Origin of the sequence: Pseudoalteromonas sp. SWN29, from assembly GCF_015864465.1 — a bacterium.
Classification (GTDB): Bacteria; Pseudomonadota; Gammaproteobacteria; order Enterobacterales; family Alteromonadaceae; genus Pseudoalteromonas.
Window position 1 is genome coordinate 22,589 of sequence record NZ_JADYXE010000009.1, and the last position, 26,491, is coordinate 49,079.

The 26,491-nt window shown below is 39.3% G+C and carries 21 protein-coding genes and 1 tRNA gene; 7 read left to right on the forward strand and 15 right to left on the reverse strand.

Annotated elements, in window-relative coordinates:
- Positions 1–4 precede the first annotated feature (4 nt).
- The 4 genes from pdxH to I6F53_RS05125 all read right to left on the reverse strand — a co-directional run bounded on the left by pdxH (position 5) and on the right by I6F53_RS05125 (position 5,449).
- Positions 5–643, reverse strand: a complete 639-nt coding sequence (gene pdxH, locus I6F53_RS05110) for a pyridoxamine 5'-phosphate oxidase (RefSeq protein WP_197238748.1) — start codon at positions 641–643, stop codon at positions 5–7.
- A 626-nt stretch (positions 644–1,269) separates the two neighbouring features.
- Complete coding sequence (argS, locus tag I6F53_RS05115) at positions 1,270–3,012, reverse strand: arginine--tRNA ligase (protein WP_166420903.1); 1,743 nt, start codon at positions 3,010–3,012, stop codon at positions 1,270–1,272.
- Between the two features lie 57 nt (positions 3,013–3,069).
- A complete protein-coding gene (gene prfC / locus I6F53_RS05120) occupies positions 3,070–4,659 on the reverse strand; it encodes a peptide chain release factor 3 (protein ID WP_166420904.1) in 1,590 nt (529 codons plus the stop codon).
- A 415-nt stretch (positions 4,660–5,074) separates the two neighbouring features.
- Positions 5,075–5,449, reverse strand: coding sequence for an isochorismatase (locus I6F53_RS05125; RefSeq protein WP_197238749.1), 375 nt, complete (start codon positions 5,447–5,449; stop codon positions 5,075–5,077).
- A 102-nt stretch (positions 5,450–5,551) separates the two neighbouring features.
- Between I6F53_RS05125 and I6F53_RS05130 the strand changes: the two genes are divergently transcribed.
- Both I6F53_RS05130 and I6F53_RS05135 read left to right on the forward strand, forming a co-directional pair.
- Positions 5,552–6,439, forward strand: coding sequence for a LysR family transcriptional regulator (locus I6F53_RS05130; protein WP_197238750.1), 888 nt, complete (start codon positions 5,552–5,554; stop codon positions 6,437–6,439).
- Positions 6,440–6,720: 281 nt separating this feature from the next.
- Entirely contained in the window at positions 6,721–9,387 is a 2,667-nt protein-coding gene (locus I6F53_RS05135; RefSeq protein ID WP_197238752.1) for an ATP-binding protein, read from the forward strand.
- Positions 9,388–9,462: 75 nt separating this feature from the next.
- Here the strand turns inward: I6F53_RS05135 and rimI are convergent, their stop codons facing one another.
- The 5 genes from rimI to guaB all read right to left on the reverse strand — a co-directional run bounded on the left by rimI (position 9,463) and on the right by guaB (position 13,668).
- A complete protein-coding gene (gene rimI, locus I6F53_RS05140) occupies positions 9,463–9,930 on the reverse strand; it encodes a ribosomal protein S18-alanine N-acetyltransferase (RefSeq protein WP_197179984.1) in 468 nt (155 codons plus the stop codon).
- Positions 9,917–10,222: a hypothetical protein gene (locus I6F53_RS05145; protein ID WP_166420908.1), complete on the reverse strand. Its 306-nt coding sequence runs from the start codon at positions 10,220–10,222 to the stop codon at positions 9,917–9,919. Before I6F53_RS05145 ends, rimI begins: the two co-directional genes overlap by 14 nt.
- 64 nt (positions 10,223–10,286) lie before the next feature.
- Positions 10,287–10,363, reverse strand: a tRNA-Trp gene (locus I6F53_RS05150).
- Between the two features lie 155 nt (positions 10,364–10,518).
- Complete coding sequence (gene guaA, locus I6F53_RS05155; protein WP_166420909.1) at positions 10,519–12,096, reverse strand: glutamine-hydrolyzing GMP synthase; 1,578 nt, start codon at positions 12,094–12,096, stop codon at positions 10,519–10,521.
- A 102-nt stretch (positions 12,097–12,198) separates the two neighbouring features.
- Positions 12,199–13,668, reverse strand: a complete 1,470-nt coding sequence (guaB, locus tag I6F53_RS05160; protein ID WP_166420910.1) for an IMP dehydrogenase — start codon at positions 13,666–13,668, stop codon at positions 12,199–12,201.
- A gap of 135 nt (positions 13,669–13,803) precedes the next feature.
- Between guaB and xseA the strand changes: the two genes are divergently transcribed.
- Positions 13,804–15,144: an exodeoxyribonuclease VII large subunit gene (gene xseA, locus I6F53_RS05165; RefSeq protein WP_197238753.1), complete on the forward strand. Its 1,341-nt coding sequence runs from the start codon at positions 13,804–13,806 to the stop codon at positions 15,142–15,144.
- An 11-nt stretch (positions 15,145–15,155) separates the two neighbouring features.
- On the opposite strand, the gene I6F53_RS05170 is transcribed toward xseA, so the two are convergent.
- Positions 15,156–15,842, reverse strand: a complete 687-nt coding sequence (locus I6F53_RS05170) for a hypothetical protein (protein WP_197238754.1) — start codon at positions 15,840–15,842, stop codon at positions 15,156–15,158.
- 64 nt (positions 15,843–15,906) lie between these two features.
- Positions 15,907–16,725: a serine O-acetyltransferase gene (gene cysE, locus I6F53_RS05175; RefSeq protein WP_197179898.1), complete on the reverse strand. Its 819-nt coding sequence runs from the start codon at positions 16,723–16,725 to the stop codon at positions 15,907–15,909.
- A 344-nt stretch (positions 16,726–17,069) separates the two neighbouring features.
- Here cysE and I6F53_RS05180 point away from each other — a divergent pair, with 344 nt between their 5' ends.
- Together I6F53_RS05180 and I6F53_RS05185 are read left to right on the forward strand one after the other, a co-directional pair.
- Positions 17,070–17,477, forward strand: coding sequence for a hypothetical protein (locus I6F53_RS05180; protein ID WP_197179986.1), 408 nt, complete (start codon positions 17,070–17,072; stop codon positions 17,475–17,477).
- A 4-nt stretch (positions 17,478–17,481) separates the two neighbouring features.
- Positions 17,482–17,802 (forward strand): helix-turn-helix transcriptional regulator, encoded by a 321-nt coding sequence (locus I6F53_RS05185; protein WP_197179900.1) that lies wholly within the window; start codon positions 17,482–17,484, stop codon positions 17,800–17,802.
- 132 nt (positions 17,803–17,934) lie between these two features.
- Here the strand turns inward: I6F53_RS05185 and I6F53_RS05190 are convergent, their stop codons facing one another.
- Positions 17,935–20,817: a M16 family metallopeptidase gene (locus I6F53_RS05190; RefSeq protein ID WP_197238756.1), complete on the reverse strand. Its 2,883-nt coding sequence runs from the start codon at positions 20,815–20,817 to the stop codon at positions 17,935–17,937.
- Positions 20,818–21,076: 259 nt separating this feature from the next.
- Here I6F53_RS05190 and I6F53_RS05195 point away from each other — a divergent pair, with 259 nt between their 5' ends.
- Entirely contained in the window at positions 21,077–22,033 is a 957-nt protein-coding gene (locus tag I6F53_RS05195; RefSeq protein ID WP_197238757.1) for a methylenetetrahydrofolate reductase, read from the forward strand.
- A 73-nt stretch (positions 22,034–22,106) separates the two neighbouring features.
- On the opposite strand, the gene I6F53_RS05200 is transcribed toward I6F53_RS05195, so the two are convergent.
- The 3 genes from I6F53_RS05200 to I6F53_RS05210 form a co-directional block, all read right to left on the reverse strand.
- Positions 22,107–23,087 (reverse strand): sensor domain-containing diguanylate cyclase, encoded by a 981-nt coding sequence (locus I6F53_RS05200; protein WP_197238758.1) that lies wholly within the window; start codon positions 23,085–23,087, stop codon positions 22,107–22,109.
- 59 nt (positions 23,088–23,146) lie between these two features.
- Positions 23,147–24,394 carry a DEAD/DEAH box helicase gene (locus I6F53_RS05205; protein WP_197238759.1) on the reverse strand — a complete coding sequence of 416 codons (1,248 nt, stop codon included), beginning with the start codon at positions 24,392–24,394 and terminating at the stop codon, positions 23,147–23,149.
- Positions 24,395–24,568: 174 nt separating this feature from the next.
- Positions 24,569–25,270 (reverse strand): DUF3581 domain-containing protein, encoded by a 702-nt coding sequence (locus tag I6F53_RS05210; RefSeq protein ID WP_197238761.1) that lies wholly within the window; start codon positions 25,268–25,270, stop codon positions 24,569–24,571.
- A gap of 112 nt (positions 25,271–25,382) precedes the next feature.
- Between I6F53_RS05210 and I6F53_RS05215 the strand changes: the two genes are divergently transcribed.
- Positions 25,383–26,264 (forward strand): CPBP family intramembrane glutamic endopeptidase, encoded by an 882-nt coding sequence (locus I6F53_RS05215; RefSeq protein WP_197238762.1) that lies wholly within the window; start codon positions 25,383–25,385, stop codon positions 26,262–26,264.
- Positions 26,265–26,491: the final 227 nt, after the last annotated feature.

Below are 26,491 nucleotides of genomic sequence, written 5' to 3' on the forward strand. Positions count from 1 at the left end.
TTTATTAAGGATTTAAGCGTGTAATTTGCCAGCTGTTATCAGCTTGGCGTTGATACATAAAGCGGTCGTGCAAGCGATGCGCTCCGCCTTGCCAAAACTCAATTTTAGTGGGGACTACGCAGTAACCACCCCAAAAATCAGGAAGTGGAATTTCACCTTTAGAAAACTTGTTTTTCATGTTGGTAAAGGTTTCCATCAACACTTTACGCGACGATATAGGCCGACTTTGCGCTGATGCCCACGCTGCTAATTGGCTTTCTTTAGGGCGCGATAAAAAGTACTTTGCAACGGCAGAGGTAGGTAATGGTTTAGCCTCACCATACACAATAACTTGGCGCTCCATATGATGCCACGGAAAGTGCAAGGAAATTTTGTTATTACCTTTAAGCTCTTGCGCTTTACGCGAGCCTGTATTGGTAAAAAACACAAAACCATCATCATCTAAATGCTTTAACAGTACAATACGTTGTGAAGGCTGACCGGTTTCATCAACGGTTGCTACAACCATTGCTGTTGGATCGGGTAACTGGCTTGCTACCGCATGCTCAAGCCAAGTTTCAAACTGCTTAAACGGATCATCTTGCAAGTTATCTTCGCTTAACGCGTCTTGCAGGTATTCACGGCGGATATCTTCGAGTTTCATAACAAGTCCTTTAAATAAAGCGTTAGAAAAGAGCTTAGAGTAGCGAGCTTAAAACATTAGATGTTGAGTAGTAACAAATATTAAGATTCAGGTATATGCGATAGCAATAACACCGAGTCTCGAGTGTATTCGACAGCAGTAAACATAGAGTCTCAGGTGCATTCGATAGCAATAAACACAGAGCCTCAGGTGCATTCGATAGCAGTAAACATAGAGTCTCAGGTACATTCGATAGCAATAAACACAGAGCCTCAGGTGTATTCGATAGCAATAAACACAGAGCCTCAGGTGCATTCGATAGCAGTAAACATAGAGTCTCAGGTGTATAGTTGGGTTTCGTTTCACTCAACCCAACCTACAATGTAAAACATTATATCTGCAAGTGTAGAAGTGCTGACAAGGCGGAGTGCTTTTTTATGCCAAGGAGCATACATTTAGTATGTGACTTAGGCTAAAAAAGCACGACAACGCAGTCAAAGCGAGCTACACGCAGCAGAAGGTTCACCTAAGTAGTTTAGCCTAAGACAAGGCATCCAACCCTACTTATCCCTATGAGCATACGGTTTGTATGTGATTAGGGTAAGTCGGGGTGGATAACGCAGTATTAGGTTAAAATACGACGGTGATTACATTTGTTCCATGACTTCAATGCCTAACAAATCTAATCCCGTTTCTAATGTTTTAGAAACCAAATTACACAGCACTAAACGGCTATCACGTACACTTGGCTCTACGCCTTCTTTAAGTACTGGGCAGGCTTCATAAAATGTCATGTATAAACTTGCTAGCTCATATAAGTAACCACATAGTACGTGCGGTGTTGCTTCATTGATCATTAAATCAAGGACCTCTTCAAGCTGTAGTAGCTTAAGTGCAAGTGCTTTTTCTTGAGGTTCAACAATTGCTACGTCTGAATTTAACGTAGTTGCATCAACGCCTGACTTACGGAAAATACTACGTATACGTGTATAAGCATATTGTAAGTAAGGAGCGGTTGCGCCTTCAAAGCTTAGCATGCTGTCCCAGTTGAAAATGTAATCGCTGGTACGGTGCTTAGAAAGGTCAGCGTATTTAACTGCGCCAATACCTACTTTACGGGCAATTTCGCTGCGCTCGCTATCACTTAAGTCAGACTCGCGTTCAGCTAATTTAGTTGCTGCGCGGTTAATTGACTCTTCTAATAAGTCAGCAAGTTTTACAGTGCCACCAGTACGTGTTTTAAATGGTTTGTTATCGGCGCCCATCATGGTGCCAAATGGGCAAAACTCGTAACTTGTTTCGTCTCTTAATAAACCTGCTTTACGCGCTGTTAGCTCTACTTGAGTAAAATGCAGGTTTTGACGTGCATCAACAAAAATTAAGATACGATCAGCACCTAGTTTATTTGAGCGATAATCACATGCAGCTAAATCGGTTGTTGCATATAAAAAGCCACCGCCAGATTTTTGTACGATAAACGCAGATGGTTCGCCATCTTTATTTGCCAGCTCATCTAAAAATACAACTTGTGCACCTTGCGACTCTACTGCAATGTTTTTATCTTTAAGCAGGCTAATTATATCTTTAAGCTCAGCGTTGTATGCGCTTTCAGCCATAATATCGGCTTGGGTAAGCGTTACATTTAAACGTTTGTATACTTCTTCAGAGTGCTTAACTGAGGTGGCTATAAATAGTTTCCAAAGTTTTTCACAGTGTGCGTCGCCGCCTTGTAGTTTAACAACGTAATTACGGGCTTTATCTGCAAATCCTTCTTCGTCATCAAAGCGTTTTTTAGCATCGCGGTAAAAAGTTTCTAAATCGGCAAGTGCAACAGTATCTAAATCTACACCTTGGCTAATTTGATCCTCTAAATGCGCGATTAACATACCAAATTGCGTGCCCCAATCACCCATGTGATTTTGACGTACTACTGTGTCGCCTCTAAATTCCAGCGCACGTACAATTGAGTCACCAATAATAGTTGAACGTAAGTGACCTACGTGCATTTCTTTAGCAAGGTTTGGTGATGAGTAATCAACCACTACTTTTTGTGGGTTAGCGTGCTCGTTTACAGCAAGCTTTGCATCGCTATTAGCTGCTTTAACGCTTTGCGCTAAAAACTCAGGCTTTAAGTGAATATTAATAAAACCAGGGCCTGCGATTTCAGTTTTTTCTGCGATATCGCTTACATCAAGGTTATCTATAATTTTTTGCGCAAGCTCTCGTGGGTTGCTTTTCATTTTTTTAGCTGCGCCCATTGCTGCATTAATTTGGTAATCACCAAACTGTGGGCGTGTGCTTTGCGTTACTGCTGGGTTTGTGTCTTCAGGTAAGCCTGCGCCAGCCATAGCTGCAATAGCTTTTTCGATTAAAATAGTACGAATATTCATGTTTTTACCTTTATAAGCCCACCAAAGCAGGCTTTCTTTTAATTCTTTGAATGAGTTCTAGTTTTCGCGTGTATGGTTAAACGTTACTTCTGGGTAGCGCTCTACCGATAAGTTAAGGTTTACACGGCTCGGCGCTATGTAAGTTAAGTTATCGCCACCATCAAGTGCTAAATTGCTTTCGCACTTACGTTTAAATTCTTCAAACTTTTTAACATCACTGCTTTCTACCCAGCGTGCTGTATTTACGTTTATACCTTCGTAAATAGCATCTACGTTATATTCAGCTTTTAAACGTGCTACAACCACATCAAACTGAAGTACACCTACTGCGCCTACAATTAAATCGTTGTTTATAAGCGGTCTAAATACCTGCACAGCACCCTCTTCTGAAAGCTGTACTAAGCCTTTTAATAATTGCTTTTGCTTAAGCGGATCGCGAAGACGAATACGGCGGAACAACTCAGGGGCAAAGTTTGGAATACCACTAAATTTAAGTTTTTCGCCTTGGGTAAATGTATCACCAATTTGAATTGTACCGTGGTTATGTAAACCAATAATATCGCCAGCGTAAGCATCTTCTGCTCGCTCACGATCGCCCGCCATAAAGGTTACCGCATCAGAAATGCTCACTTGCTTGCCAATTCGCACGTGGTTCATCTTCATGCCTTGGCTGTACTTACCCGATACAATACGCATAAATGCAATACGGTCTCGGTGTTTTGGATCCATGTTTGCCTGAATTTTAAATACAAAGCCGGTAAAGTTTTCTTCAGTTGCAACAACAAGTCTGTCTTCTGTTTCACGTGGTAATGGCGTTGGTGCCCATTTAGTTAAACCATCTAAAACATGGTCAACACCAAAGTTACCCAGTGCAGTACCATAATAAACAGGCGAAAGCTTACCGGCTAAAAACAGCTCTAAATCAAATTCGTTTGATGCACCAATAACAAGCTCAAGTTCGTCACGTAATTGCGCAGCTAAATCTTCGCCAATAGCGATATCTAGCTCTGGGTTATCAAGCCCTTTAATAGTGCGAACTTCTTGAATTTTATGACCTTGACCTGTTTTGTATAAAACAGCTTCGTCATTATGAATGTGATAAACACCTTTAAACTCTTTACCACAGCCAATTGGCCAAGTGATGGGCGCACAGGCAATATTTAGCTCTGTTTCAACTTCGTCCAGCACTTCCATTGGGTCGCGTATTTCACGGTCACACTTATTCATAAACGTAACAATTGGCGTTGTACGCAGGCGTGTAACTTCCATGAGTTTACGGGTACGGTCTTCTACACCCTTTGCCGCATCAATAACCATTAAGCACGAATCTACCGCTGTTAGCGTGCGGTAAGTATCTTCCGAGAAGTCTTCGTGTCCTGGCGTATCAAGTAAATTAACAAGCGCATTGTTATACGGAAATTGCATTACCGAGGTAGTAACCGATATACCACGCTCTTTTTCCATTTCCATCCAGTCAGATTTTGCATGCTGGTTAGAGCCACGACCTTTTACAGTACCGGCTCTTTGAATAGCTTGTCCGAACAACAATACTTTTTCGGTGATAGTTGTTTTACCAGCATCCGGGTGAGAGATGATAGCAAAAGTCCTTCGCTTGCTGATTTCATTGATAATAGTTTGGTCTGCCATTAATAAATTCTTTTAGTTTGATGCGGGGTTGAATGCATTTAAATAAGCGCTTGCGAGTAAACCCGTAATGTTGATCGTAATTAGCTACTATTTACGCTGACTTTAACGTTATAAACAGCTGATAATAAAACGCCAATAGCTAATTTTTTAATAATGGCAATTGTAACAGGAGTCGGTATAAAAGTGTGCTATCTAACTTAAAAATATCTTAGCTTTGTAATGAAGAGATATGAATAGAAATATTTGAAATATGGTCAGCAATTAAATTACAGACCATTTTATAATTGCTTAAGCGATGATTCGTTGCTTTTTAAGCTTATTTTCATCGAGGAATTTATATAAGTATTTTATTTCAAAACCTTAGATAAATTAGACTTACCAGTTAGCACGTACTCGACTCTAAATTAATAATTACTTAGCGCTCACCTAACACTTCAAAATCGTCACTTTTTAACTTTGCTTTTCCATCGGCTGCAATAACCCAATGCTCGCGATGAACAGCACCGTGAGCTTGATTCATTGTCCATTTAGCTGATAAAACATAACCATCATCACCAAGCTTTTCCCATGTAACATCAGTGTATTGCACATTTTTAAAGCCTTGATCCATGATCCCTTGCCAAAAGCTTTCTATTGCAGCCTCTCCATTAAACACACCAAATGGGCGTGCATGCATTTCACAATCAGAAAAATACTGTTGCGCGCAGCCTTTTGCATCTTGGCTATTAAATGCATGCTGCCAATCCGCTATCCCTTGTTTGCATTTTTGAAGTACTAATTCGCTATTCATAGATCACCTGTAGTTAATAAATTACGCTTATATTAGCCATATCTTTTAATACTAAAAACAAAGATAATAAAAAATACAGTTTAGAAAAACAGAACAATAAACATGAGTAAATTTAAACAAATGTCGGTGTTTGCAAATATTGTTGAGGCAGGTTCTATATCCGCCGCAGCTGATAAGCTTAATGTTTCTAAGTCGGTAGTAAGCCAGCATTTAAAAGCGCTAGAACTAGAGCTTGGGGTAACTCTTTTAAAACGCACAACGCGTAGGCAAGCATTAACGCCAACCGGCGAGCTGTTTTACATACAATGTAAAGAATTAAATAATATCGCGACTACGGCATGGGATACCGTAAAAACTCAACAAGCAGAGCCTACTGGTAATATAAAGATAACCGCCCCGAATGCATTAATGGAAACGCTTATTACCCCTGTTATTGCTAACTTAATGACTCAATACCCCAAATTAATGCCAGAGCTTGTAAGTGCCGATCAGCATATAGATTTTTTAGATCATAATATTGATCTCGCTATTCGAGTGGGTCCCTCAAAAGACAGCGCCCTAAAACAAAAGCGCATAGGTAGCTTTACCGACAGGCTGTGTATAAAAACGGGAGTAATTAAAAACCCTAAACAACTAGAGTCTGAAATATTAAATAAAACACCTTACATCGCTAACACTTGGCAAGGGTTAAATATAGATCACACTTTTAAAAATGAACATGGGGAAGCACTTCACTTCAGTACCCAAGCTCGCTGCCTTGCAAACTCGTTCCATAGTTGTTTATCGCTCATAAAAGCAGGAGCTGGAATGGGTCTGGTACCTGATTTTTACTTAAACTTGGTAAAGCCTTCACTTGAGGTAATTAACCCCGATTACTCACTTAGTAGTAAAAGTATTTATGCATTAACGCCCTACACGCGCAACATGCCAATCTCTGTAAAAATATGCATTGATGAAATAGCAAAGCACTTAAACAAACTTACAACTTAAGTTTAATAAGCGTTACAGCACTTTTTTTAAATATATTAAGCATAAAAAATCTCTTTTATATGTATAAATATTGTAAATTTTATTCAAGCACTAAAATACTATTTTAAAAACACATAACTTATTAAATTAAAATAACTTAACTATACAAATAAGCAGCTATTTTTAGCCAAATACCACACAATTAGTGGTTACATTTCAGCCATCAAGACCGCTATAAGCTTGTTTAATAAAGTCGTAACGCATATTATTGATAGATTGCATGGAGGATAAGTAGTTTGGTCATGAAAACCAGTAAGTTAAGTATTAGATTATTATGGTATATAACACCCCTTGTTATTCTACCGTTGCTATTTTTAGGTGGCTTTACGCTCACCAATGTAACTAATTCAACCCAAAAACAAGCTGATTTAATAATGAGCCGTTTTGTTGAGCAGCAACAGCAAAAAATATTTAACTACATCGACTCTTTTCACTCTACTGCAAAACTACTTTCAACCTCGCCAGTACTTAGCGACTTTTTAACAAACGATATTCGTGCAAACGGTAACTACACTCGAAAACTTGGCGCACTTATGGATGTATTTGCCAGCTACAGTGAAGCCTACCCAGATATAATTAGTATTAACTTAGTCTCTGCCAGCGGGAAAAGTGACGCCTACTACTCTAACAATTTAACTACAGCCCCAAAAAGCTATCCATTTTTTAATCAAGTATTGCAAAGTAATTTAAGTAAACAGCAGTTTATGATTCAAAAAGATGATGGCACTACGAGTTTATATTTTATTCAACGAATTTATAGCGTTGATTACTACTTAAAACGACCACAGCAGCTTGGGTTTATTGTAATGCATGTAGAGCCTTCAATACTTAACTCCAGTATTTTAGAAGCCCCGTATAACAACACACTTAATTTAATGCTGACCAAAGACGGTAAGATTTTATTTAGCTCTGACTACAACATGCGTGGCCAATACATAAGCGAGTACGAACTTAATCAAGTTCACGACCTCGCTGATATCGGTATGCTTTCGACCATTGAGCTCTCAAGCATAGATAAAATTGAGCGTATGATTTTTGCAGTGCAAATGCCTGGTGGATATTATTACGTATCGACCATTCCAAAAGGAGTGCTTTATCAATCAGGTAAAGCCATAAGTTTAATAACAGGCTTAATTGTTATTATTTCGGTGATCACCCTGCCAATATTAATTTTTGTAGTGGTACGTAATTTATTACTTAACCCAATTGAGTTACTAGGTGCTGCAAGCCACCGCGTGGGTGACGGTGATTTATCGGTGCACTTACCAGCTCATACAAATGATGAAGTAGGTGTTTTATTTAACGACTTTAACCACATGGTTAATCAAATAAGGCACTACCAACAACAGCTTGAAGAATATAAACACCATCTTGAAGATAAAGTAGAAAGCCGTACCCAAGCACTTGAAGCTATGAACAGCCAACTTGAGTTAGCTATTGGCCAAGCTGAGCAAGCTAATCAACTTAAGAGCCGCTTTTTAGCTAACATGAGCCACGAAATACGCACGCCGCTCACGGCTATTATGGGCTTTACAGAGCAGTTGTTACACAACGATAAAGTAACAAACGATAAGCAACACCTAAGCACTATTTTACGTAATTCAAAACACTTACTAGAGCTAATAAATAACATACTCGATTTATCAAAAATCGAAGCCGAAAAGCTAGCTGTTGATTTGTCAGCGTTAAACGTAGTGCAGCTTGTGCACGACATTGAATCAATTATTCAACCGCTGGCACAAGAAAAACAATTAACCCTTAATATAGACTATCAACTGCCGTTACCTCGCACCATTTATAGTGATGTGACCCGCTTAAAACAAATACTTATAAACATTGCTAATAACGCGGTTAAATTCACTGAAAATGGCAGTGTATCTATTTGTGTGCATTATTTAGAAGCGAGTCAAAAACTTGAGTTTGTAATCAAAGATACCGGTATTGGTATGTCTGAGCATCAAATAGAACGAGTATTTAAACCGTTTGAACAAGCCGATGCCACAACCACACGTCGTTTTGGTGGTACAGGTCTTGGGTTGTGTATTTCTAAAAACTTAGCACTGTTACTTGGTGGCGATGTAACTCTTGAAAGTGAAGTGGGTGTTGGTAGCCGTGTTACAATTAGGGTGGCATGTCAGTTATCAGATGATCAACCAATGCTTGAGTTTTTAACACAAGACAGCCAGTTAATACCAGAAAAAGACCCTCTCTTATCGTTTGCAACCAATAGCTTTGACGCCAATATATTAGTGGCTGAGGACAACCCAGATAACCAACTATTAATTAAATTACTACTGCAAACCTGGGGCCTTGAACCCGATATTGCTAACAATGGCGCACAAGCCGTAGAAATGGCTCTCGTAAACGACTACCAGCTTATTATTATGGATATGCAAATGCCTGTAATGGGCGGCTTAGAAGCGACTAAAATGCTACGCCATGCAGCATACGATGGCCCTATTATTGCTCTTACTGCCAATGTAATGAACCATGATATAGGCACCTACCTAGAAGCGGGCTGTGATAAAGCACTGGCTAAACCCATTGATAAAGATGCACTCGAAAAAGTACTTGTAAGCTATTTACATCTTGAAAAAGACAATCAAAATAAATGGGATAGCTTATTAAAGAGCGAGAAGTTTCAGCAAATAGCTGATAACTATTTAGCGAACTTACCTACATATTTAGAAGACGTTAAAGCTCTGCAACACTCTGATGACTGGGAAGCACTAAGAAGTATAGCGCACAGTATTAAAGGAAGTTCTGGATGCTTTAACTTTGATGAAATTTACCATAGCGCAGCAGCACTTGAAGAGAACTTAAAAAGTAACAATAAAGTGCCAAGAGATGAGCTAGTAAACGATTTGATAGTGGCCATTGAGCAAGCAATTAGCGACAAGGAATCCTAAAAAGCAAACTAGCAAAGCGGTACAAATGCAGTGCTTTAGCGGCTCTGTGCTTTAAATACTAATTACCAACTTTAATTATGAAAAGTTTAAACCTAACGCCATACCCATTAAAATAGCGTCTTCAAAGCCATTTTTAGCAGGGTTATCACTTGGGTAATAGTTTTTACGCACTGACATTTCAGTAAAGCCTGCGTTCTCGTACAGCGCAATAGCACGCGTATTTGATTCGCGTACTTCTAAAAATAGGTTTTCTGCATCTTGCTGCTCACCGTATTCAATAAACTGCGCTAACAACTGCCTTGCAATGCCTTTACCCTGATGACTTGGTGTTACACAAATATCCATAAGTGTAAAATCAGGCCCTGCTTTTTCACCAATATAAAAACCAATCATGTTAGCCTCATCAAATGCGGCAACATTAAAATAGCGCCCGCCTATGCATGAACTCATTGTATTTAAAGTCCACGGATGGCTATGACACGCTGTTTCGACGGCCATTAATTGAGATATTGCTGTTTCATCTACTGATTTAAAGTTTATCAAGGTGTTCACTCATTAAAGCCCATAAAGCACGCTTCTCAGAGGCGTTGAGCTGTGGGGTTGGCAATGTAAGCTTATTGTCGTTTAATTGCATCTCACTGCCCTGTACAACGCTATTTATAATAATAGGCTTTGCACTGAGTTTAATGTCTGCAAGTAATTGCTCATTGAGCGTTAAAGAACTAGCTATCGCACTTTGCGATAAAGTATTAGCTTGATCATTTATTTTTGGACAATAATGTTGATTGAGTTCAAGATTTTCTATATCAAAAATAGCTGCGTAACGTGGATGCATAACAACTCAGTAGATTAGACATTTGAACAATATAAGAAGTAATAAAAACGATGTAAAGAAGAAATGGCAGGGGCGGAGAGATTCGAACTCCCAACCATCGGTTTTGGAGACCGCTGTTCTACCAATTGGAACTACGCCCCTGCAATGACGACAAATTATAGAGAAGTTTCGCCAAAGGTAAAGAGAAAAATCACTCTTTTAGTTTAACTGCTTTTTAAATAAACAAAACGGCGAATTAGCATGCTAATTCGCCGTTTTTTAATCACTTAAGATTAGTTAATTAAAACTAAAATTAATTATTCCCATTCGATAGTTGCAGGTGGCTTACCTGAAATATCGTAAACAACACGAGAAATACCATCTATTTCGTTAATGATACGGTTAGAAACCACACCTAAAAACTCATAAGGTAAATGTGACCAGCGCGCAGTCATAAAGTCGATTGTTTCCACACAACGAAGTGATACAACCCAATCGTACTTACGTGCATCGCCCATAACCCCTACCGATTTAACAGGTAAGAATACAGTAAACGCTTGGCTTACTTTATGGTAAAGCTCAGCTTTGTGAAGCTCTTCGATGAAAATCGCATCAGCGCGGCGTAATAAATCACAGTATTCTTTTTTGATTTCGCCAAGTACACGCACACCTAAACCTGGTCCAGGGAAAGGATGACGGTAAAGCATGTCGTACGGTAAACCTAGCTCTAGGCCAATTTTACGTACTTCGTCTTTAAATAACTCACGTAATGGCTCAACAAGGCCCATTTTCATGTCATCTGGTAACCCGCCCACATTGTGGTGAGATTTAATAACATGCGCTTTACCAGTTGCAGATGCAGCCGATTCAATTACATCTGGGTAAATTGTACCTTGCGCTAACCATTTTGCATTTTTAAGCTTTTTGGCTTGCTCATCAAATACATTAATAAACGTATGACCAATGGCTTTGCGTTTATCTTCTGGGTCAGACTTACCTGCAAGGTCATTTAAAAACTGCTCTTCAGCTTCAACTTTAACAATGTTTAAGCCAAATTTATTACCAAACATGTCCATTACTTGCTGGCCTTCGTTTAAACGAAGTAAACCATTATCAACAAATACACATGTTAGCCTTTCGCCAATTGCACGGTGAATAAGCATAGCCACAACCGATGAATCAACACCACCCGAAAGGCCTAAAATAACTTCGTCATCGCCAACAGTTTCTTTTATGCGCTCAATTGCATTATCGATAATTTTTGCAGCAGTCCACAATTTTTCACAGCCACAAATATCAATAGCAAAACGCTCTAATAAACGCTGACCTTGATGCGTGTGTGTTACTTCTGGGTGGAACTGTACGCCGTAAAAACGTTTTTCTTCGTTAGACATTGCAGCATGTGGACAAGTAGATGTTTTAGCTGTTGTTGTAAAACCAGCTGGAATATCCATTACTTTGTCGCCATGGCTCATCCATACGTCGAGTATGCCGTTGCCGCCATCGGTAATGCTGTCTTCAATCGCATCAAACAATGCACAGTTACCTGCTTTTTCTACTTGTGCGTAACCAAACTCTTTTTTATCAGAGCTGTGTACACTACCACCTAGTTGAGCTGCCATTGTTTGCATACCGTAGCAAATACCTAGTACAGGCACGCCTGCATTAAATACATACTCTGGAGCGCGCGGGCTGTTTTCAAGTGTTGTTGATTCTGGGCCACCAGAAAGAATAATACCTTGTGGGTTGAACTCGCGGATTTGCTCTTCAGTCACATCCCATGCCCATAGCTCACAGTAAACACCAATTTCGCGGATACGGCGCGCGATTAATTGCGTGTATTGTGAACCAAAGTCTAAAATGAGAATTCGTGAATCGTGAATATCTTTGCTCATGGAGTATCTCGTAAAGTCTGATGCTAAATGTCATTTGTTAATGTAAACGACTAAAAAGAGGGCTTGCAAAGCAAGCCCAGTATATTAAATTAATTACGCGGCTTAACCTAAGCGGTAATTTGGTGCTTCTTTAGTGATTTGCACATCGTGTACGTGCGACTCACCCATACCTGCTGAAGTAACACGTACAAACTGTGGTTTTGTATTAAGCTCTTCAATTGTTGCACAACCCGTTAAGCCCATAGCACTACGTAAGCCACCTACTTGCTGATGAATAATCGTTGCAATTGGACCTTTGTAAGCTACGCGACCTTCAATACCTTCAGGTACTAACTTGTCTGCTTCGTTTGATTTTTGGAAGTAACGATCTGATGAACCTTCTTTTTGGTCCATCGCACCTAATGAGCCCATACCACGGTAAGACTTGTAGTAACGACCTTGGTATAATTCAACTTCACCTGGTGCTTCTTCTGTACCAGCAAGAAGTGAGCCCACCATTACACACGATGCACCAGCAACAAGTGCCTTAACAATATCGCCAGAAAAACGAATGCCGCCATCAGCAATTACAGGAATGTCGCGACCTTTTAAGCCTTCAACAGCATCTGAAATAGCGGTAATTTGTGGAACGCCACAACCGGTAACAATACGTGTAGTACAGATAGAACCTGGGCCTATACCTACTTTAACTGCATCGGCACCAGCGTCTGCAAGTGCAACCGCACCTTCAGCGGTCGCTACGTTACCAGCAATTATTTGTAAATTTGGGTATTCTTTACGCGTTTTATAAACACGGTCAATAACACCTTGAGAGTGACCATGCGATGTATCGATAAGTAAAACATCAATACCCGCTTCTACTAATGCAGCAATACGCTCATCAGTACCAGCGCCAACACTTACAGCGGCACCTACGCGTAAACGACCTTGGTCGTCTTTACATGCGTCTGGTTTGTCTTGGGCTTTTTGGTAATCTTTTACTGTGATCATGCCTTTAAGTTTAAAAGCGTCATCAACAACAAGGATTTTTTCAATGCGGTGTTCGTGCATTAAGCCTAAAATTTCTTCGCGAGCTGCGCCTTCCTTAACGGTAACAAGCTTTTCTTTTTTAGTCATAACGGTAGAAACAGGCTGTTCAAGCTTCGTTTCAAAACGCATGTCACGGCTAGTTACAATACCAACAAGTACATTGTCGCTATCGGTAACTGGAAAGCCTGAAAAACCTTTTTCGTGTGAAAGCTCAATAGCGTCTGCTATTGTTAAATCGGCAGTCACCGTTACAGGGTATGAAACAATACCTGCTTCGTAGGTTTTAACTTTACGTACGTTTTTCGCTTGTTCTTCAATAGTCATGTTTTTATGAATAAAACCAAGACCACCTTCTTGCGCAAGGGCAATAGCTAAACGAGCTTCTGTAACAGTATCCATAGATGCTGAAATAAGCGGCAAGTTAAGTTTGATACCACGCGTTAAGCGAGTTGAAATATTTGCCGTGTGTGGCAAAACAGTAGAATGACCAGGTACTAAAAGTACGTCATCAAAGGTAAGAGCTTCTTTAGCGATTCTAAGCATTTTGGCAACTTCTCACATGTGGATCTAAGATAAGGAATTGCGGCCAAATTTTAACAGCGTTGTTGCCATGAGTAAATAATATTTCGCAAATATTTATGATAAAGTAGTGCAATAAATAGTTTTAGGTTGTTTTTTATGTTTTCGAAGCCTTCGCAGGCGGTTTACACCGTTTCACGCCTTAATAGAGAAATTCGCACAATCCTTGAGCAAGGTTTTGCATCTTTAGTGCTCACGGGCGAAATTTCTAACTTTATTACCCCAGCATCTGGACATTGGTACTTTTCGTTAAAGGACGATAAAGCACAAATTAAAGCCGCAATGTGGCGAGGTAATAATCGCAACCAAAGCTACCGCCCTGCCAATGGCGCACAAGTAACAGTAAAAGCGCGCGTATCACTTTATGAGCCTCGCGGTGATTACCAGCTTATTGTTGAACATATGGAACCTGCAGGCGAAGGTCAGCTAAAGCAAGAATTCGATGCACTTAAAATGCGCTTAGCCGCCGAAGGATTATTTAGCTCTGCTCACAAACAGCCATTACCCCAAAATATTAATCGCATTGGTGTTATTACCTCAGCAACCGGCGCTGCTATAAAAGATATTTTAACGGTACTTAAACGCCGTGCGCCGCAATTAGAAGTCATTATTTATCCTGCCATGGTACAAGGCAAAGAAGCGCACGTGCATTTAATAAACCAAATTGAATTAGCCAATGCTCGTGATGAAGTAGACGTTCTTATTTTAGGACGCGGCGGTGGTTCACTTGAAGATTTATGGTGTTTTAACCACGAACAACTTGCCCGTGCTATTTATAAAAGTGAATTACCCATAGTAAGTGCGGTAGGCCACGAAATAGATACCACTATTAGCGATTACGTTGCCGATGTTCGCGCAGCTACTCCATCAGCAGCAGCTGAGCTTGTAAGCCCAAATACGCAAGAGTTACACAACAAAGTAACGCAATTAGTTAATCGCTTGTCTAACGCGTTTAAACACGATATTGCTGACAAACGCGCACTAGCAACGCAGCTACAACATCGCCTTAATTTGTGTCATCCGCGTAACCAACTTAATCAAAAATCACAACGATTGGACGAGCTAAGCATTGCACTGCAACAAGCTATGCGTAACCGTTTATATCAGCAAGAGCGCACGCTTAATAATTTAACACCGCGTTTAATGCGCCAATCACCCGATAAAAAACTCGCTACAGCAAGCCATCAACTTTCGCAATTACAAGCTAGGCTAAACCAAGCTATACAGCATCAGTTACGCCAAGCTAATAATAGCTTAGCATTGCAAGCAAGTAGGTTAGATTCGGTAAGTCCGCTTAATGTTTTAGCGCGCGGTTATAGCATCACTAAAACACAGCAAGGGAAAGTAGTTAAATCTGTGGATCAAATTAAAATAGGCGATGTTTTAATTACAGAGCTCGTTGATGGCTCTATAGAATCACAGGTCATACCTATTACTTAAACTGATACAGTTTAAAGCTCGGTACTTAGCAAGAATTTAAGCTCGCTATCGCTCGATGTGGAGGTAGTGCTTTTAAATTGTTGCCAAAACTCTTGTTTCATCAACTTGTCGCTTAGCTCTCGCCATTGAGCACTGTCAAATGCATCGTTGTCAGCAGGTGCGGTAAGTTCAAATTCGCATATCGTTGTTTTACATTTTGCACTAACAACATCAGGCATAATTACCAAATCAGCTGTTAATAAAAAATCTTGTAATGCCATTTCAGTACGATAAGCCCATTCTTCGTCACGCGTTTGCTTTTCAAATTTTTCACGTAAAATTTGCTCAAAGTCTGATGGCCTCCTCATTTGCTTTAAAACGCTTTTAAGCGTCGCTTTCTGTTCGGCGAGTTGTTGCTTGAGTTGCACAACTTGCTCCTCAAGAGGTAAGTCATCAAGCTCTTCAGTTTCAGCCGTAATTGGGGCAGTATCATCACTTTGCTCAAAACTAGCGACTTGCTCAGTAACGGCAGGTTCAACATCATCTGCTGTTACTTCATTACTTTTTGTTTGCTCAGCATTAGGCTTTTGCTGGTTTGCATAACTTTTCTGTAAATCAGTAGCCTCTGAATCACTTGAAGCTAAATTAAAATAGCTCCAAGTTAAACCTACACCTGCAATAAACCCAATCCCTAGAGCCAATAAACTATTCTTGTTCATGTTAATTCCTTTTAGTTTAATTACTTTTAATTACTTTTAATTGCTTTGAATTGCTTTGAATTGCTTATAGCATTGCGCTCGTGTGTGATTCGTTTTCAGGCTCAGGATTTGTTAAAAAGTTTTGGTTCATACTTTGCGCCGGACAAGGACAATCCGGTCGACCAATAATTTTAGCAGGTACACCAACCGCAGTCGTATGCGCAGGTACATTACTTAGCACAACAGAGCCTGCACCAATACGTGCGCCCTCACCCACCTCGATATTACCCAATACTTTAGCACCAGCACCAATTAACACGCCCGCTCTAATTTTAGGGTGACGATCGCCCTGCTCATTACCTGTACCACCAAGCGTTACCGATTGCAGTATTGAAACGTTATCTTCAATTACCGCTGTTTCACCAATAACAATACCCGTTGCGTGGTCAAACATAATGCCTTTGCCCACTTTACACGCTGGGTGAATATCTACTCCAAACACTTCAGATGTACGGCTTTGAATAAAACGCGCTAACTCTCTGCGATTTTGTTGCCATAAACAATTGGCCAAACGGTGCGCCTGAATAGCATGAAAACCTTTTAGATTTAACATCACGGTAAGATGCGTTTCTGCTGCGGGGTCTCTATCTTTAACTGCTTTAATATCCTCTGCTACAAAAGACAGCATACGGTCACATTTTACAAATGCCTGATCAAATAACTCACGAATAGTAAATGCAGATACCACCGCATCAGCTAATTTATTAGCAACAATAAAGCTCAATGCCGAACCCAAACAATCATGATTCAAAATGCATGAATACACATGACTTGCTAATAATGGTTCACGTTTTACTACATCGTTAGCTTCGTCGCGAAGCTTTTGCCAAATTGCATGACGCATAATACTGCACTGCCTTAAGTTGATATAAAATAGCCTTTTCCCAAGTCTAACGGATTTAGCCACAAAGGTGTTAATCCCTTAGTTATTTGTTCTGGTTATTAGATATAACTAGCACCCAGAAATGATATTTTAAATACTTACTCATTTTTTAGATTAAGTTATACGACAGTAACTAAAATGACCAATACATACTTAAAATATAATAAATTAATAAAAATCAAAAGCTAACAACATATGACAGCTCACCTGTCATATGCCAAAATACATACTGGCGTACAGCTGACGGCGTAAATAACAAAAACAAACGCTAAATTAGCATCATCAACTCAACAAGGATAACGATGATGAAAAACGATATATTAAATACAAAAAAATTAGGTTACAAATTTTACTTTCAAGATGGCGACAATCAAATAGCCTGTTTTGGCAGCTACTTTACTGGCAAAGAAGAAATCTACGTAAACGACGATTTAGTTAGTAGTAAACGTAGTATTGGTAGAAAAAGCACGCATACATTTGAGTTTAAAGAACATAACTACCAAGTTAAATATCACATGAAAAATATTCTCACTGGCAAGCTTGAATGTACTTTTTTTAAAAATAATGAGCAAATAAAACAACAAGAACAAACTGTACTTCCTTTTATTAAGGACACGAAAAGAGCCGTCCTATTTTTTTCTGCCTGTGTACTTGCCGGATACTTGGGTGGGTATTCAACCTTTGCGCTAATTGACTTAGTGGTAGGTAAATAAACGCATGCAACTTAATCCTAAAACAATAAAAGAACTTAGGCAGCAATTTAATTGGACGCAACAGCAACTTGCCGATGCCTGCGATGTAAGCTTACGTACTATTCAGCGTGTAGAAAAAGAAGGTGCGGCATCAAAAGAAACCACAATGGCTTTATGCGCAGTATTTGAAGTGCGCCAAGGCGAGCTTATAAAACTAGACGACTTAGAAGTAGATGAAACGGTTAAAACTCAATCAACGCAAAAGTTTATTGTAGCTATTGCTATAAGCTCTTTAATAAGCTTTACACTCGGTGTTGGCTGTATGCTATTAGTAACGAACTTATGATACTAGTAACGAGCTTATTTTATTAATAACAAGCCTATGCTTTGGCTTAAAGTATTAATATAAAAATGCCCCAGAGTTTTAAAGCACTGGGGCATTTTTTATACGCTTTAAACAGTTTAAAAACAGCTTAAATTATTGAAATACTTTATCGACTTTCATTACTTCAATATTGTTAGCAGGAATTGCTAATTTATAATCGGCAATCACTTTATCCTCAGCAACAAGCTCTGCTGGTTTTTCTGTGTTGTAAACCATTGGCGATGTTTGCTGCGATGCTAAACGTTTTTGCATATCAGCGCCGTCTGCGGTTATAAACACATATTGAACGTTCTCTGTTTGTAAGTTTTCTTTAATAACGCGATTTACATCTGTAAGCGTTAGCGTTTTAAGTTTGTTAGTCACGTAACTTACAAAGCTATCTGTGTTGTAAAATTCGCTATCAAGTGCGTAACCTAATTGGCGATTTTGACTTGCGACCATTTGCGGCACAAAGTTAATTAAAAAGTTACGCGTGGCTTCAAAGTCGTCTTCGCTCATGCCATTTTTAATTAGCTTATCTAACTCAAATAAAGCGGTACGAGTTGCAAAGTGCGCATCGTTATTAGAGCGAAGTGGGCGTAACCACACTTGAAATATTTGCTCAGAGCGACCTAGGTTTGCATCAGGCTTGGTTTGAAACATACCACGTGGGAAATATTCAATGTATGCGTAATCGCCATAGTTCATGCCGCGAGTTTCACGAATGCGCTCATACAAAAAGCTGTTAGAACTACGGTGCTCACCAAAGTACGAACGCACAAGCCAAAGGGCTGTCCAGTCTTCGCTGCTTCTTATTGTATCAATAGGAAAACCAAACGATACCGCCGTCGATTGCGCAGATTTTTCTACAATAGTTGCATGATGACCTTTAAGTGCTGGCGCATCAGGAATACTTAAACGGCTTTGCTCACCTTTTGGTAGCGTTGCAAAATCGCTCATCATTTTAGCTTTAAGTTTTGCAGGCACAGCCCCAATTAAGCCAACCGTGAGTTTAGATTGCGTAAGCTCGCTGTTATAAAACGCTTTAACATCATCCAGCGTCAACGCTTCTAAATCCGAAATATCACCGTAGTTGTAGCTTTCATAAGGGTGATTTTTGTAAAGTGCGCTGTATAGCACTTCTTTACCTAGCTCTTCATCATTAGATGCTTTTAAGCCAGACTTAATACCGTCGATCATTTCTTTTTTGAGGCGTTTAAAGTCATCATCTCTAAAGCCTGGGTTTAGTAATTGATCGCTCACAAGTGCATACCACTGCGCCGCGTTATCTTTATGAATACGCCCTTGGAACGACAGCATTTCTTTATCTATTTGATAACCAAAACTACCCGCAAGCGGATAAAGTGCTTTTTGAATATCTTTATAGCTTGTCGCCTGCGAACCACCTTGTGCAAGCATAGCCGCAGTGAGTGCAGCAACGCCTTTTTTACCTTGAGGGTCGGCAGCCGCACCGGTATTGAATAAAAAGTTAACATCAATTAATGGCGAGCTATTCGTTTTATCAAGTACTTTAAACACAGGTGCCGCTGGTGCTTGTTCAAGCTTTGCAGTAAGCGCATTTAAATCAACTTCTTGCTCAAACCCTGGGGCTTTATCAAGTGCCGACATCGTTAATGTGGTACGTGCGTTATCGGTAAAGTATTTATTAGCAACGGCTTTAATATCTGCGCTGGTAATGTTATCAGCCGATTTATAAAGCTGGTTTATAACCTCAGGATCGCGCTCAAAATGCATGTAGCTTGCAAGGGTTGATGCAATCGCTTGCGACGAATCAAGGCCATTAATAAAGCTGTATTTAAGGTTTGATTTTAAATCACTCAGCTTTTGCTCATCAACAAGCTCTGTGCGTGCTTTTGCATAAGTGCGGTTAATGGCATCGCGCGCAGTGGCTAAATCGTCTGCGTTTTCTACTTTAACAAATACGTGTAATAAACCCGGATCTTTAGTCTCTGGGTTATAGGTAAACATTTGGCTGGCAATTTGTTTGTCGACCACTAGCTCTTGATATAAATCTGAATTATTTGAAAAATAAAGCTGTGAGATTAAATCAAGTGCTGCCCTGTCTTTTTTAGCAGGCTCCCACGCAGCGCCTTTGTACGATACAAGCAACCAATGCCCTGGTAGCGCTTCATCTTGCTGGTGCAAATATTTTGGTGCTTGTTGCACAGGCTCTGCTTTAATGTCAGCAACGTAGTTACCTTTTTTCCAGCTGCCCCAATGCTTTTTAACCATAGCCATTGTTTCTTCTGGCTCTACATCGCCCACAATTACAATCGATACATACTCAGGCTTATAAAATTTAGCAAAAAACTCTTTACCGTACGCCATTTGATCAGGCATCGCTTCTATGTCTTTAAAAAAGCCCATAGTGGTGTGTTTATACGTGTGCTTATCAAACGCTTCTTCGCGTACAGCGCTTAATAATTTACGAACTGGGCTCGCGTTGTTTTTTAAGTACTCACCTTTTACCGTTTGTGCTTCGGTTCTAAATTGCTCTTCGGTGTAGGTTAAGTTTTGAAAAATATCAGCTTCAAGCTCAAGTACTTTATCAAGATGCTGCTTTGAAAAGTTTAAATGGTAGTTGGTGTAATCGTTTGTTGTATACGCGCGGTTATCAACACCTGAATTTTTTAATATGTCTGAATACACATCTTCAGGGTATTTTTGTGAGCCTTTAAACATCATGTGTTCAAAAAAGTGAGCAAAACCTGTTTTGCCCTCTTCAACTTCGTTACGCGATCCAACCGATACCGGAATTTGCAGCGACACTACATCGGGGTAATCGGTTTTAACAACCATTACGCGTAAGCCGTTTTCTAGTTCTTCAATTAAGTAATCTTGTGAAAAAACACGATCATCAGCTTTATTTACTTGTTCTTGTTGTGCTGTTGTTTGCGTGCTTTGGTTTTGCTGCATTGCGCAACCGGTTAACGCCAGCGATACCGCTAAGCTGGTTGCTAATAATTTAAATTTCATTGTTGTCCCTTTTTAAATTGAGCAAATTTATTGTTAGATTTAACACTAACTCACCCTCGATTATGCCCCAAAGCCAATAAATATAAGAGTCCCAAAGGAATTTATTATGTAAACAACTGTGTCAATTATAAGTAATGGGAACATGCACTATGAATAAACATCATGTTAGTTGAAAAACTTTCATTAAATAAATCTATCTAGACGTCTAAATGGCTGCTATATTAAATCCATCAACACGCACTTGGCTGGAATGAGGATTATGGCTTTATCATTAAAAGAGAAAATAGAGGACACCAAGCAAGGTGTTTATCTTATTGGTACTACGCCGCCTAAAATTGGCACCGATAAAGCGCAATTAAAAACCATTGCAGAAAAGCTACTGGGTCGCTTACACGAAATTGAATACGACGGTGTAATAATTTACGACATTCAAGACGAAAGCAGCCGTACAAATCAAGATCGTCCATTTGCGTTTAAACAAACCGTTGATCCGCGTGAATACAGCCATTTAATTCGTAATTTATCTGCACAAGATGTGATTACTTATAAAAGTGTGGCGCAGCGTGGCGTGGGCGAATTTAAAGATTGGTTAAGTGAAACTAAAAACGACTACGATTTACAAAATGTAGTTTTAGTAGGTAGCCCGTCATCGGTAGGCGATATAAAGTTAAGCCTGCCAGATGCATATAAAGCATTGGCTGAACAATCAGATGATTTCTTTTTAGGTGGCGTTACTATTGCTGAGCGCCATTCAAGCAAACGAAATGAGCACGAACGATTAATAGAAAAAACAGCACAAGGTTGTCAGTTTTTTATATCGCAAGCTGTTTACGACGCACAAGCGACTATAGAGTTAATCACTAGTTACGCGCGTACATGTAAAGCACAAGGTATTACACCACAACGTATTATATTAACGTTTACCCCGTGCGGCGGCGAAAAAACCTTAGACTTTATGAAGTGGCTGGGTATCTCAGTGCCAGAAGCTACAAAATGGCGCATGCTTGATGCAGACAATACATTAAGCGAATCAGTGCGTATTTGCCGCGAAAACCTCGACTTAATAATTAAAAGCTGTGCGCATTTAGATGTACCGCTGGGTTTAAATATTGAAAGCTTAACAAACCGTAAAGAAGAAATTGACGCGTCAATTAACTTATATCGTTTACTAAAGGCTACAATGGAATTAAATCTAGCTGAGAAGCTAATAGCTTAAACAAATTAACACCCTTCTAGGCAAGCCTAATGGCTTGCTTTTTTATGGGCAAAGATTAAGTAAAATGCTTTTATTATTGTGCTTTTTTAGCGAGCTTATACGCTTGTTTATTTTTATACATTGCGTGGTCTGCATCATTTAATAGCGCTTCAAAGGGCTGCTTTTGTTTATTAGTAAAACTATAACCAATACTAAGCGATAAATCGCAAACCTCCTCTTTGAGTAAGGCTTTTGAGTACTCAGAGGATATTTTATCCATGATGTAGTTAATTTTACTTTTATCGCTTACTTGCATTACTGCAACAAACTCATCGCCACCTAAACGCCCTATTATATCCGCATCTCTTAAATGCGTTTTTAACGTATCTGCCAATATAATTAATGCTTTGTCGCCCACTTCATGTCCGCAAGTGTCGTTTAATTTTTTAAAGTCGTTTATATCAATAAACAAACAACACACGTCAAAGCCTAAACGTAGCGCTAAGTTAAGTTTTTGCTGGGCTAATAAGTTAAGTGCTCGGCGATTATAAATATTCGTTAATGAGTCTAACATGGCTATTTCGCGCATTTGCTCATAGCTATACACAAGCGCTAGGTCGTCTTCAATCAAATCACGTAGTTGTTCTATGAGTTCAAAGTATTCATCGGTATAGCTTGTTTTCTGAGTATCTTTTAAGCATAGCGTGCCAAATACTTCGCCTTCAGGCCAATGAATAGGTAAACCTAGGTAGGATTCAACACCATCTTCAACGACTTCTGGTAGGGTGTTCCATGCATCGTTATTGCTTGCATCATTAACATATAAAATATTTTTAGTTTCAGCAACGTACCGACAAAACAGAGGTGTTTGAGGAGGAAGTATAGGATTGGTCTCAAAGTTAGAGCCACCTTCGTTACTTCTAATAACAACGCGATAGCCTTTGCTTGTTGCCTGAACTATATAACCCGACGGGGCTGAAAAAAGCCCCGTTATAAGGTCGATTGTTTTTTGCCATTTATGCAAAGATATTTGGCCATCAATACCAGAGAATGCCCATTTATCAGTTTCAAACATTAACTTTACCTCGGCTATTTAGTAGCTCCAGTATAGGCAAAAAAGCAAAGTAAAAGCTATTATTTACGACGTCTACTTGGCTCTCTTTTGCCTGTAATACGTTTTTTATCGCGATCTTTTCGTAATTTATTCGTATTTTTACGGTTATCTTTTGGCTTTTTATTAGGATCGGGCTCATAACCTGCTAACCACTGCGGCGTTAAACGCGTATCGAGTAGTACTTCAATTTCTTCTAGCAGCCATTGCTCATCAATACTTACCAGCGACATAGCGAGCCCTTGTTCACCAGCACGACCTGTACGGCCAATACGGTGTACGTAATCTTCTGCTATGTATGGTAGCTCAAAGTTAATTACGTATCTAAGTGTAGAAATATCTAAACCACGCGCAGCTACATCGGTTGCAACAAGTACGCGTGTAATACCTTCTTTAAAGTTTTGCAGTGCGCGGTCGCGTGCACCTTGCGATTTGTCGCCATGGATTGATTCGGTTTTTAAACCGTCTTTACACATTTCTTTAGCGAGCTGATCAGCCATTTGTTTTGTGCGAGTAAAAATAAGCACTTGGCGCCAGTTTTTCATGCCTATCATGTGCGATACAAGTTCGCGCTTACGATCCTCGTCTACCGAGTAAATAACTTGCTCTACTTCAACTGCGGCTGAGTTACGTTTATCAACTTCAATTAACTCAGGATTTTTAAGTAGCTTTTTACTTAGCTCAAATACGCTGTCATCAAATGTCGCTGAAAATAGTAAAGTTTGGCGATCGCCAGGGATATGTCGCAATATACGTCTAATTTCATCAATAAAGCCCATATCAAGCATGCGGTCAGCTTCGTCAAACACTAACGAATCAACACTTGAAAGTACCACACTGCCTTTTACAATATGATCGAGCAAACGACCTGGCGTTGCCACTATCACTTGGGCTGTTTTAAGTGCTTTTATTTGAGGGCCAATACTTGCGCCACCATAAGCTAAAGCGCCATTTATGTTAGTGCCTTGTGCGTACTTTTCAAAGCTGGCAAATACTTGCTGAGCAAGCTCACGGGTTGGCGTTAAAATTACAACGCGGGCAAGGCCTTGCTCATCTTTTTTATGGGTATTTAAAAGCTTATGTAAAAGCGGTAAAACAAACGCGGCAGTTTTACCCGTACCTGTTTGCGCGCTGCCCATTACATCACTTCCGGCTAAAATAGGCGGAATAGTTTTAATCTGAATTGCGGTAGGCGTAGTGTAATTATTTTGCTCAATCGCTGTTAATAATAACGGGTCGAGATTAAGTGATGAGAACGTAGTGGCAGACATAGGCTTAGCTTTAAAATAACAAAGAGCGCTATTGTACGCATATTACTGTACTGCGTAAATTAACCAATCCAGAAAAGTATCCAATCCCTCGGCTAATCTAGCTGGACTCTTAAAACCAATAAAAAAGGCGCTAAATAACAATATATTCAGCGCCTTTTTATAATTTATATAGCTTTAAGCAGGTTTTAACGTCGCTTTACGTTCGTTGTAAAACGCGATTAAATCGTCAACTGTTGCTTGGCAGTATTCACGAATACCCGAAACCACCATGTGCTTTTCACCAAAACCGACTTTTTCGCCGTTTTCGAGTAAATTAAAGCGCAAAGTAATTTTTCCGCGTTTACCTGTATACTCAAAACTTGGTTCAGCAAATTCAAGCGTCGGTGCTTTAATATCAAGGTTATCAAGATTAATAATCATCGATTCGTAAATAACCATCGGGCGAGCAGGGTTTATCATTACCTCTTGTTTACCCATTAATGGAATAATTACGTGTGGAAACGCAGCACCTGAAAACTCAACATAATTTTTTATTAGGCTGTTTGTAAGTGTTGGGCATTGGCTGGTTTTACCGTCGCGTTTTACCTTTAAAATAACTTTGTCGCCATTGGTGACATCAAACTCGTCAGCTCCCTCAGGAAAATTAAGTTTGGTGTTTTCGTCAACCATTCCGGCAAAGGTAAATTCCATTCGCTCACTTATGCCATAGCGATCTAACACTAAAGAAAAAAGTAAGTCTCCTGGCGCGCAAAACTTTTTAGCATCTTTGTCATGAAGTGGATTGTAGTCATCGGCAACACATTTTGCGAAACGACAACCTTGCTCACGAGAGATAGAAACGTAATCAGCATGTTGCTGAAAATAAGGACTTAACATAGTTTTTTCACTGCTTAAACTGCTTATAACCTATCTATACTACCAGAAAAAAAATATTGAGAGGTCGAATCTGTTAGATTAGTTGTTAAATAAAACTGAGCAATTAAAAACAATGACTTTTTATTTATTAGCGCTATCCGTTATATGTGTTTTTCCGTACTGCAAAATATCAATAATGCGACAACCTCTTTGGCATTACTTAATAGCTTTAAGTGTTATAAGTGCGTATTTTCAAAGTTATATAAATTTATATGCTCTGCTGTTTACCGGGCTTTACGTTGTTTTATACTACTGTGCGCTGCATACAAAGCGGGCAATAATACGTGCTACTTTAAGTACTATTTTTATAATTACCTCATTGGCATTAGCACTTCATTGGGTGCCTGGTTTTAATAACCTCCCTATTGTTATAAACGAGCGTATTACAAGCGATGCGATTGCTTTTACCCTTTATGCTAATTTTGATAAAGCGATGGCTGGGTTATTTCTTTGTGCTTACTTTTATTCAAACTTAGATTCAAGTAAAAAACCTTTGAAAGCAGACTCTAATAAATCTATTTTGCTCGATGCTAAACAACCTGTTTTAATAATTATTACTACCGTTTTTACTGCGCTTATAGCTGCTTTAACACTTGGGCTTGTGAGCTTTAATCCTAAGGTTCCTGACTTTTGGTTAACCTTTATTGCTATTAATCTTTTATTTACCTGTGTAGCTGAGGAGGCTTTATTTAGAGGGTTATTACAGACTAAGCTTAGCCAAATTATTACACCTTCTCGCTTAGCGCTACTTGCCCCGATAATAACAGCTACAGTGTTTGCTTTGGCACATTTTGCTGGAGGGACTAACTATGTGCTGGTCTCGTTTATTGCAGGCTTGGGGTATGGCTATGTTTTTTATAAAACGCAGCGCTTAGAGTGGGCTATTTTATGCCATTGGTTGGTTAATGTTTGCCACTTCTTTTTGTTTACTTACCCTATGCTCAGTAAAATCTAAATACATTTACAAATGCTAACAATTTATTTAGTAGTAAACATTGCCCGCATTTGATTTTGTTAGTAATTTATTACCTTATACCAACTTGCATAAATCTTTGAACAATTTAACGAATTAAATTTCACTATAACTTCGTTAAAAATTTTTTATTTAGAACAACTAGATACAAAAATTTTCGCCTAGTTTTAGCGTGATTTTCTTAACGTTAAATAGCCCCCATATATAAG

Bases quoted from the DNA above. Each gene is read 5' to 3' on its own strand.
- pdxH (WP_197238748.1), bottom strand. From the start codon at position 643: ATGAAACTCGAAGATATCCGCCGTGAATACCTGCAAGACGCGTTAAGC.
- argS (WP_166420903.1), bottom strand. From the start codon at position 3,012: ATGAATATTCGTACTATTTTAATCGAAAAAGCTATTGCAGCTATGGCT.
- prfC (WP_166420904.1), bottom strand. From the start codon at position 4,659: ATGGCAGACCAAACTATTATCAATGAAATCAGCAAGCGAAGGACTTTT.
- I6F53_RS05125 (WP_197238749.1), bottom strand. From the start codon at position 5,449: ATGAATAGCGAATTAGTACTTCAAAAATGCAAACAAGGGATAGCGGAT.
- I6F53_RS05130 (WP_197238750.1), top strand. From the start codon at position 5,552: ATGAGTAAATTTAAACAAATGTCGGTGTTTGCAAATATTGTTGAGGCA.
- I6F53_RS05135 (WP_197238752.1), top strand. From the start codon at position 6,721: ATGAAAACCAGTAAGTTAAGTATTAGATTATTATGGTATATAACACCC.
- I6F53_RS05145 (WP_166420908.1), bottom strand. From the start codon at position 10,222: ATGCATCCACGTTACGCAGCTATTTTTGATATAGAAAATCTTGAACTC.
- guaA (WP_166420909.1), bottom strand. From the start codon at position 12,096: ATGAGCAAAGATATTCACGATTCACGAATTCTCATTTTAGACTTTGGT.
- guaB (WP_166420910.1), bottom strand. From the start codon at position 13,668: ATGCTTAGAATCGCTAAAGAAGCTCTTACCTTTGATGACGTACTTTTA.
- xseA (WP_197238753.1), top strand. From the start codon at position 13,804: ATGTTTTCGAAGCCTTCGCAGGCGGTTTACACCGTTTCACGCCTTAAT.
- I6F53_RS05170 (WP_197238754.1), bottom strand. From the start codon at position 15,842: ATGAACAAGAATAGTTTATTGGCTCTAGGGATTGGGTTTATTGCAGGT.
- cysE (WP_197179898.1), bottom strand. From the start codon at position 16,725: ATGCGTCATGCAATTTGGCAAAAGCTTCGCGACGAAGCTAACGATGTA.
- I6F53_RS05180 (WP_197179986.1), top strand. From the start codon at position 17,070: ATGAAAAACGATATATTAAATACAAAAAAATTAGGTTACAAATTTTAC.
- I6F53_RS05185 (WP_197179900.1), top strand. From the start codon at position 17,482: ATGCAACTTAATCCTAAAACAATAAAAGAACTTAGGCAGCAATTTAAT.
- I6F53_RS05190 (WP_197238756.1), bottom strand. From the start codon at position 20,817: ATGAAATTTAAATTATTAGCAACCAGCTTAGCGGTATCGCTGGCGTTA.
- I6F53_RS05195 (WP_197238757.1), top strand. From the start codon at position 21,077: ATGGCTTTATCATTAAAAGAGAAAATAGAGGACACCAAGCAAGGTGTT.
- I6F53_RS05200 (WP_197238758.1), bottom strand. From the start codon at position 23,087: ATGTTTGAAACTGATAAATGGGCATTCTCTGGTATTGATGGCCAAATA.
- I6F53_RS05205 (WP_197238759.1), bottom strand. From the start codon at position 24,394: ATGTCTGCCACTACGTTCTCATCACTTAATCTCGACCCGTTATTATTA.
- I6F53_RS05210 (WP_197238761.1), bottom strand. From the start codon at position 25,270: ATGTTAAGTCCTTATTTTCAGCAACATGCTGATTACGTTTCTATCTCT.
- I6F53_RS05215 (WP_197238762.1), top strand. From the start codon at position 25,383: ATGACTTTTTATTTATTAGCGCTATCCGTTATATGTGTTTTTCCGTAC.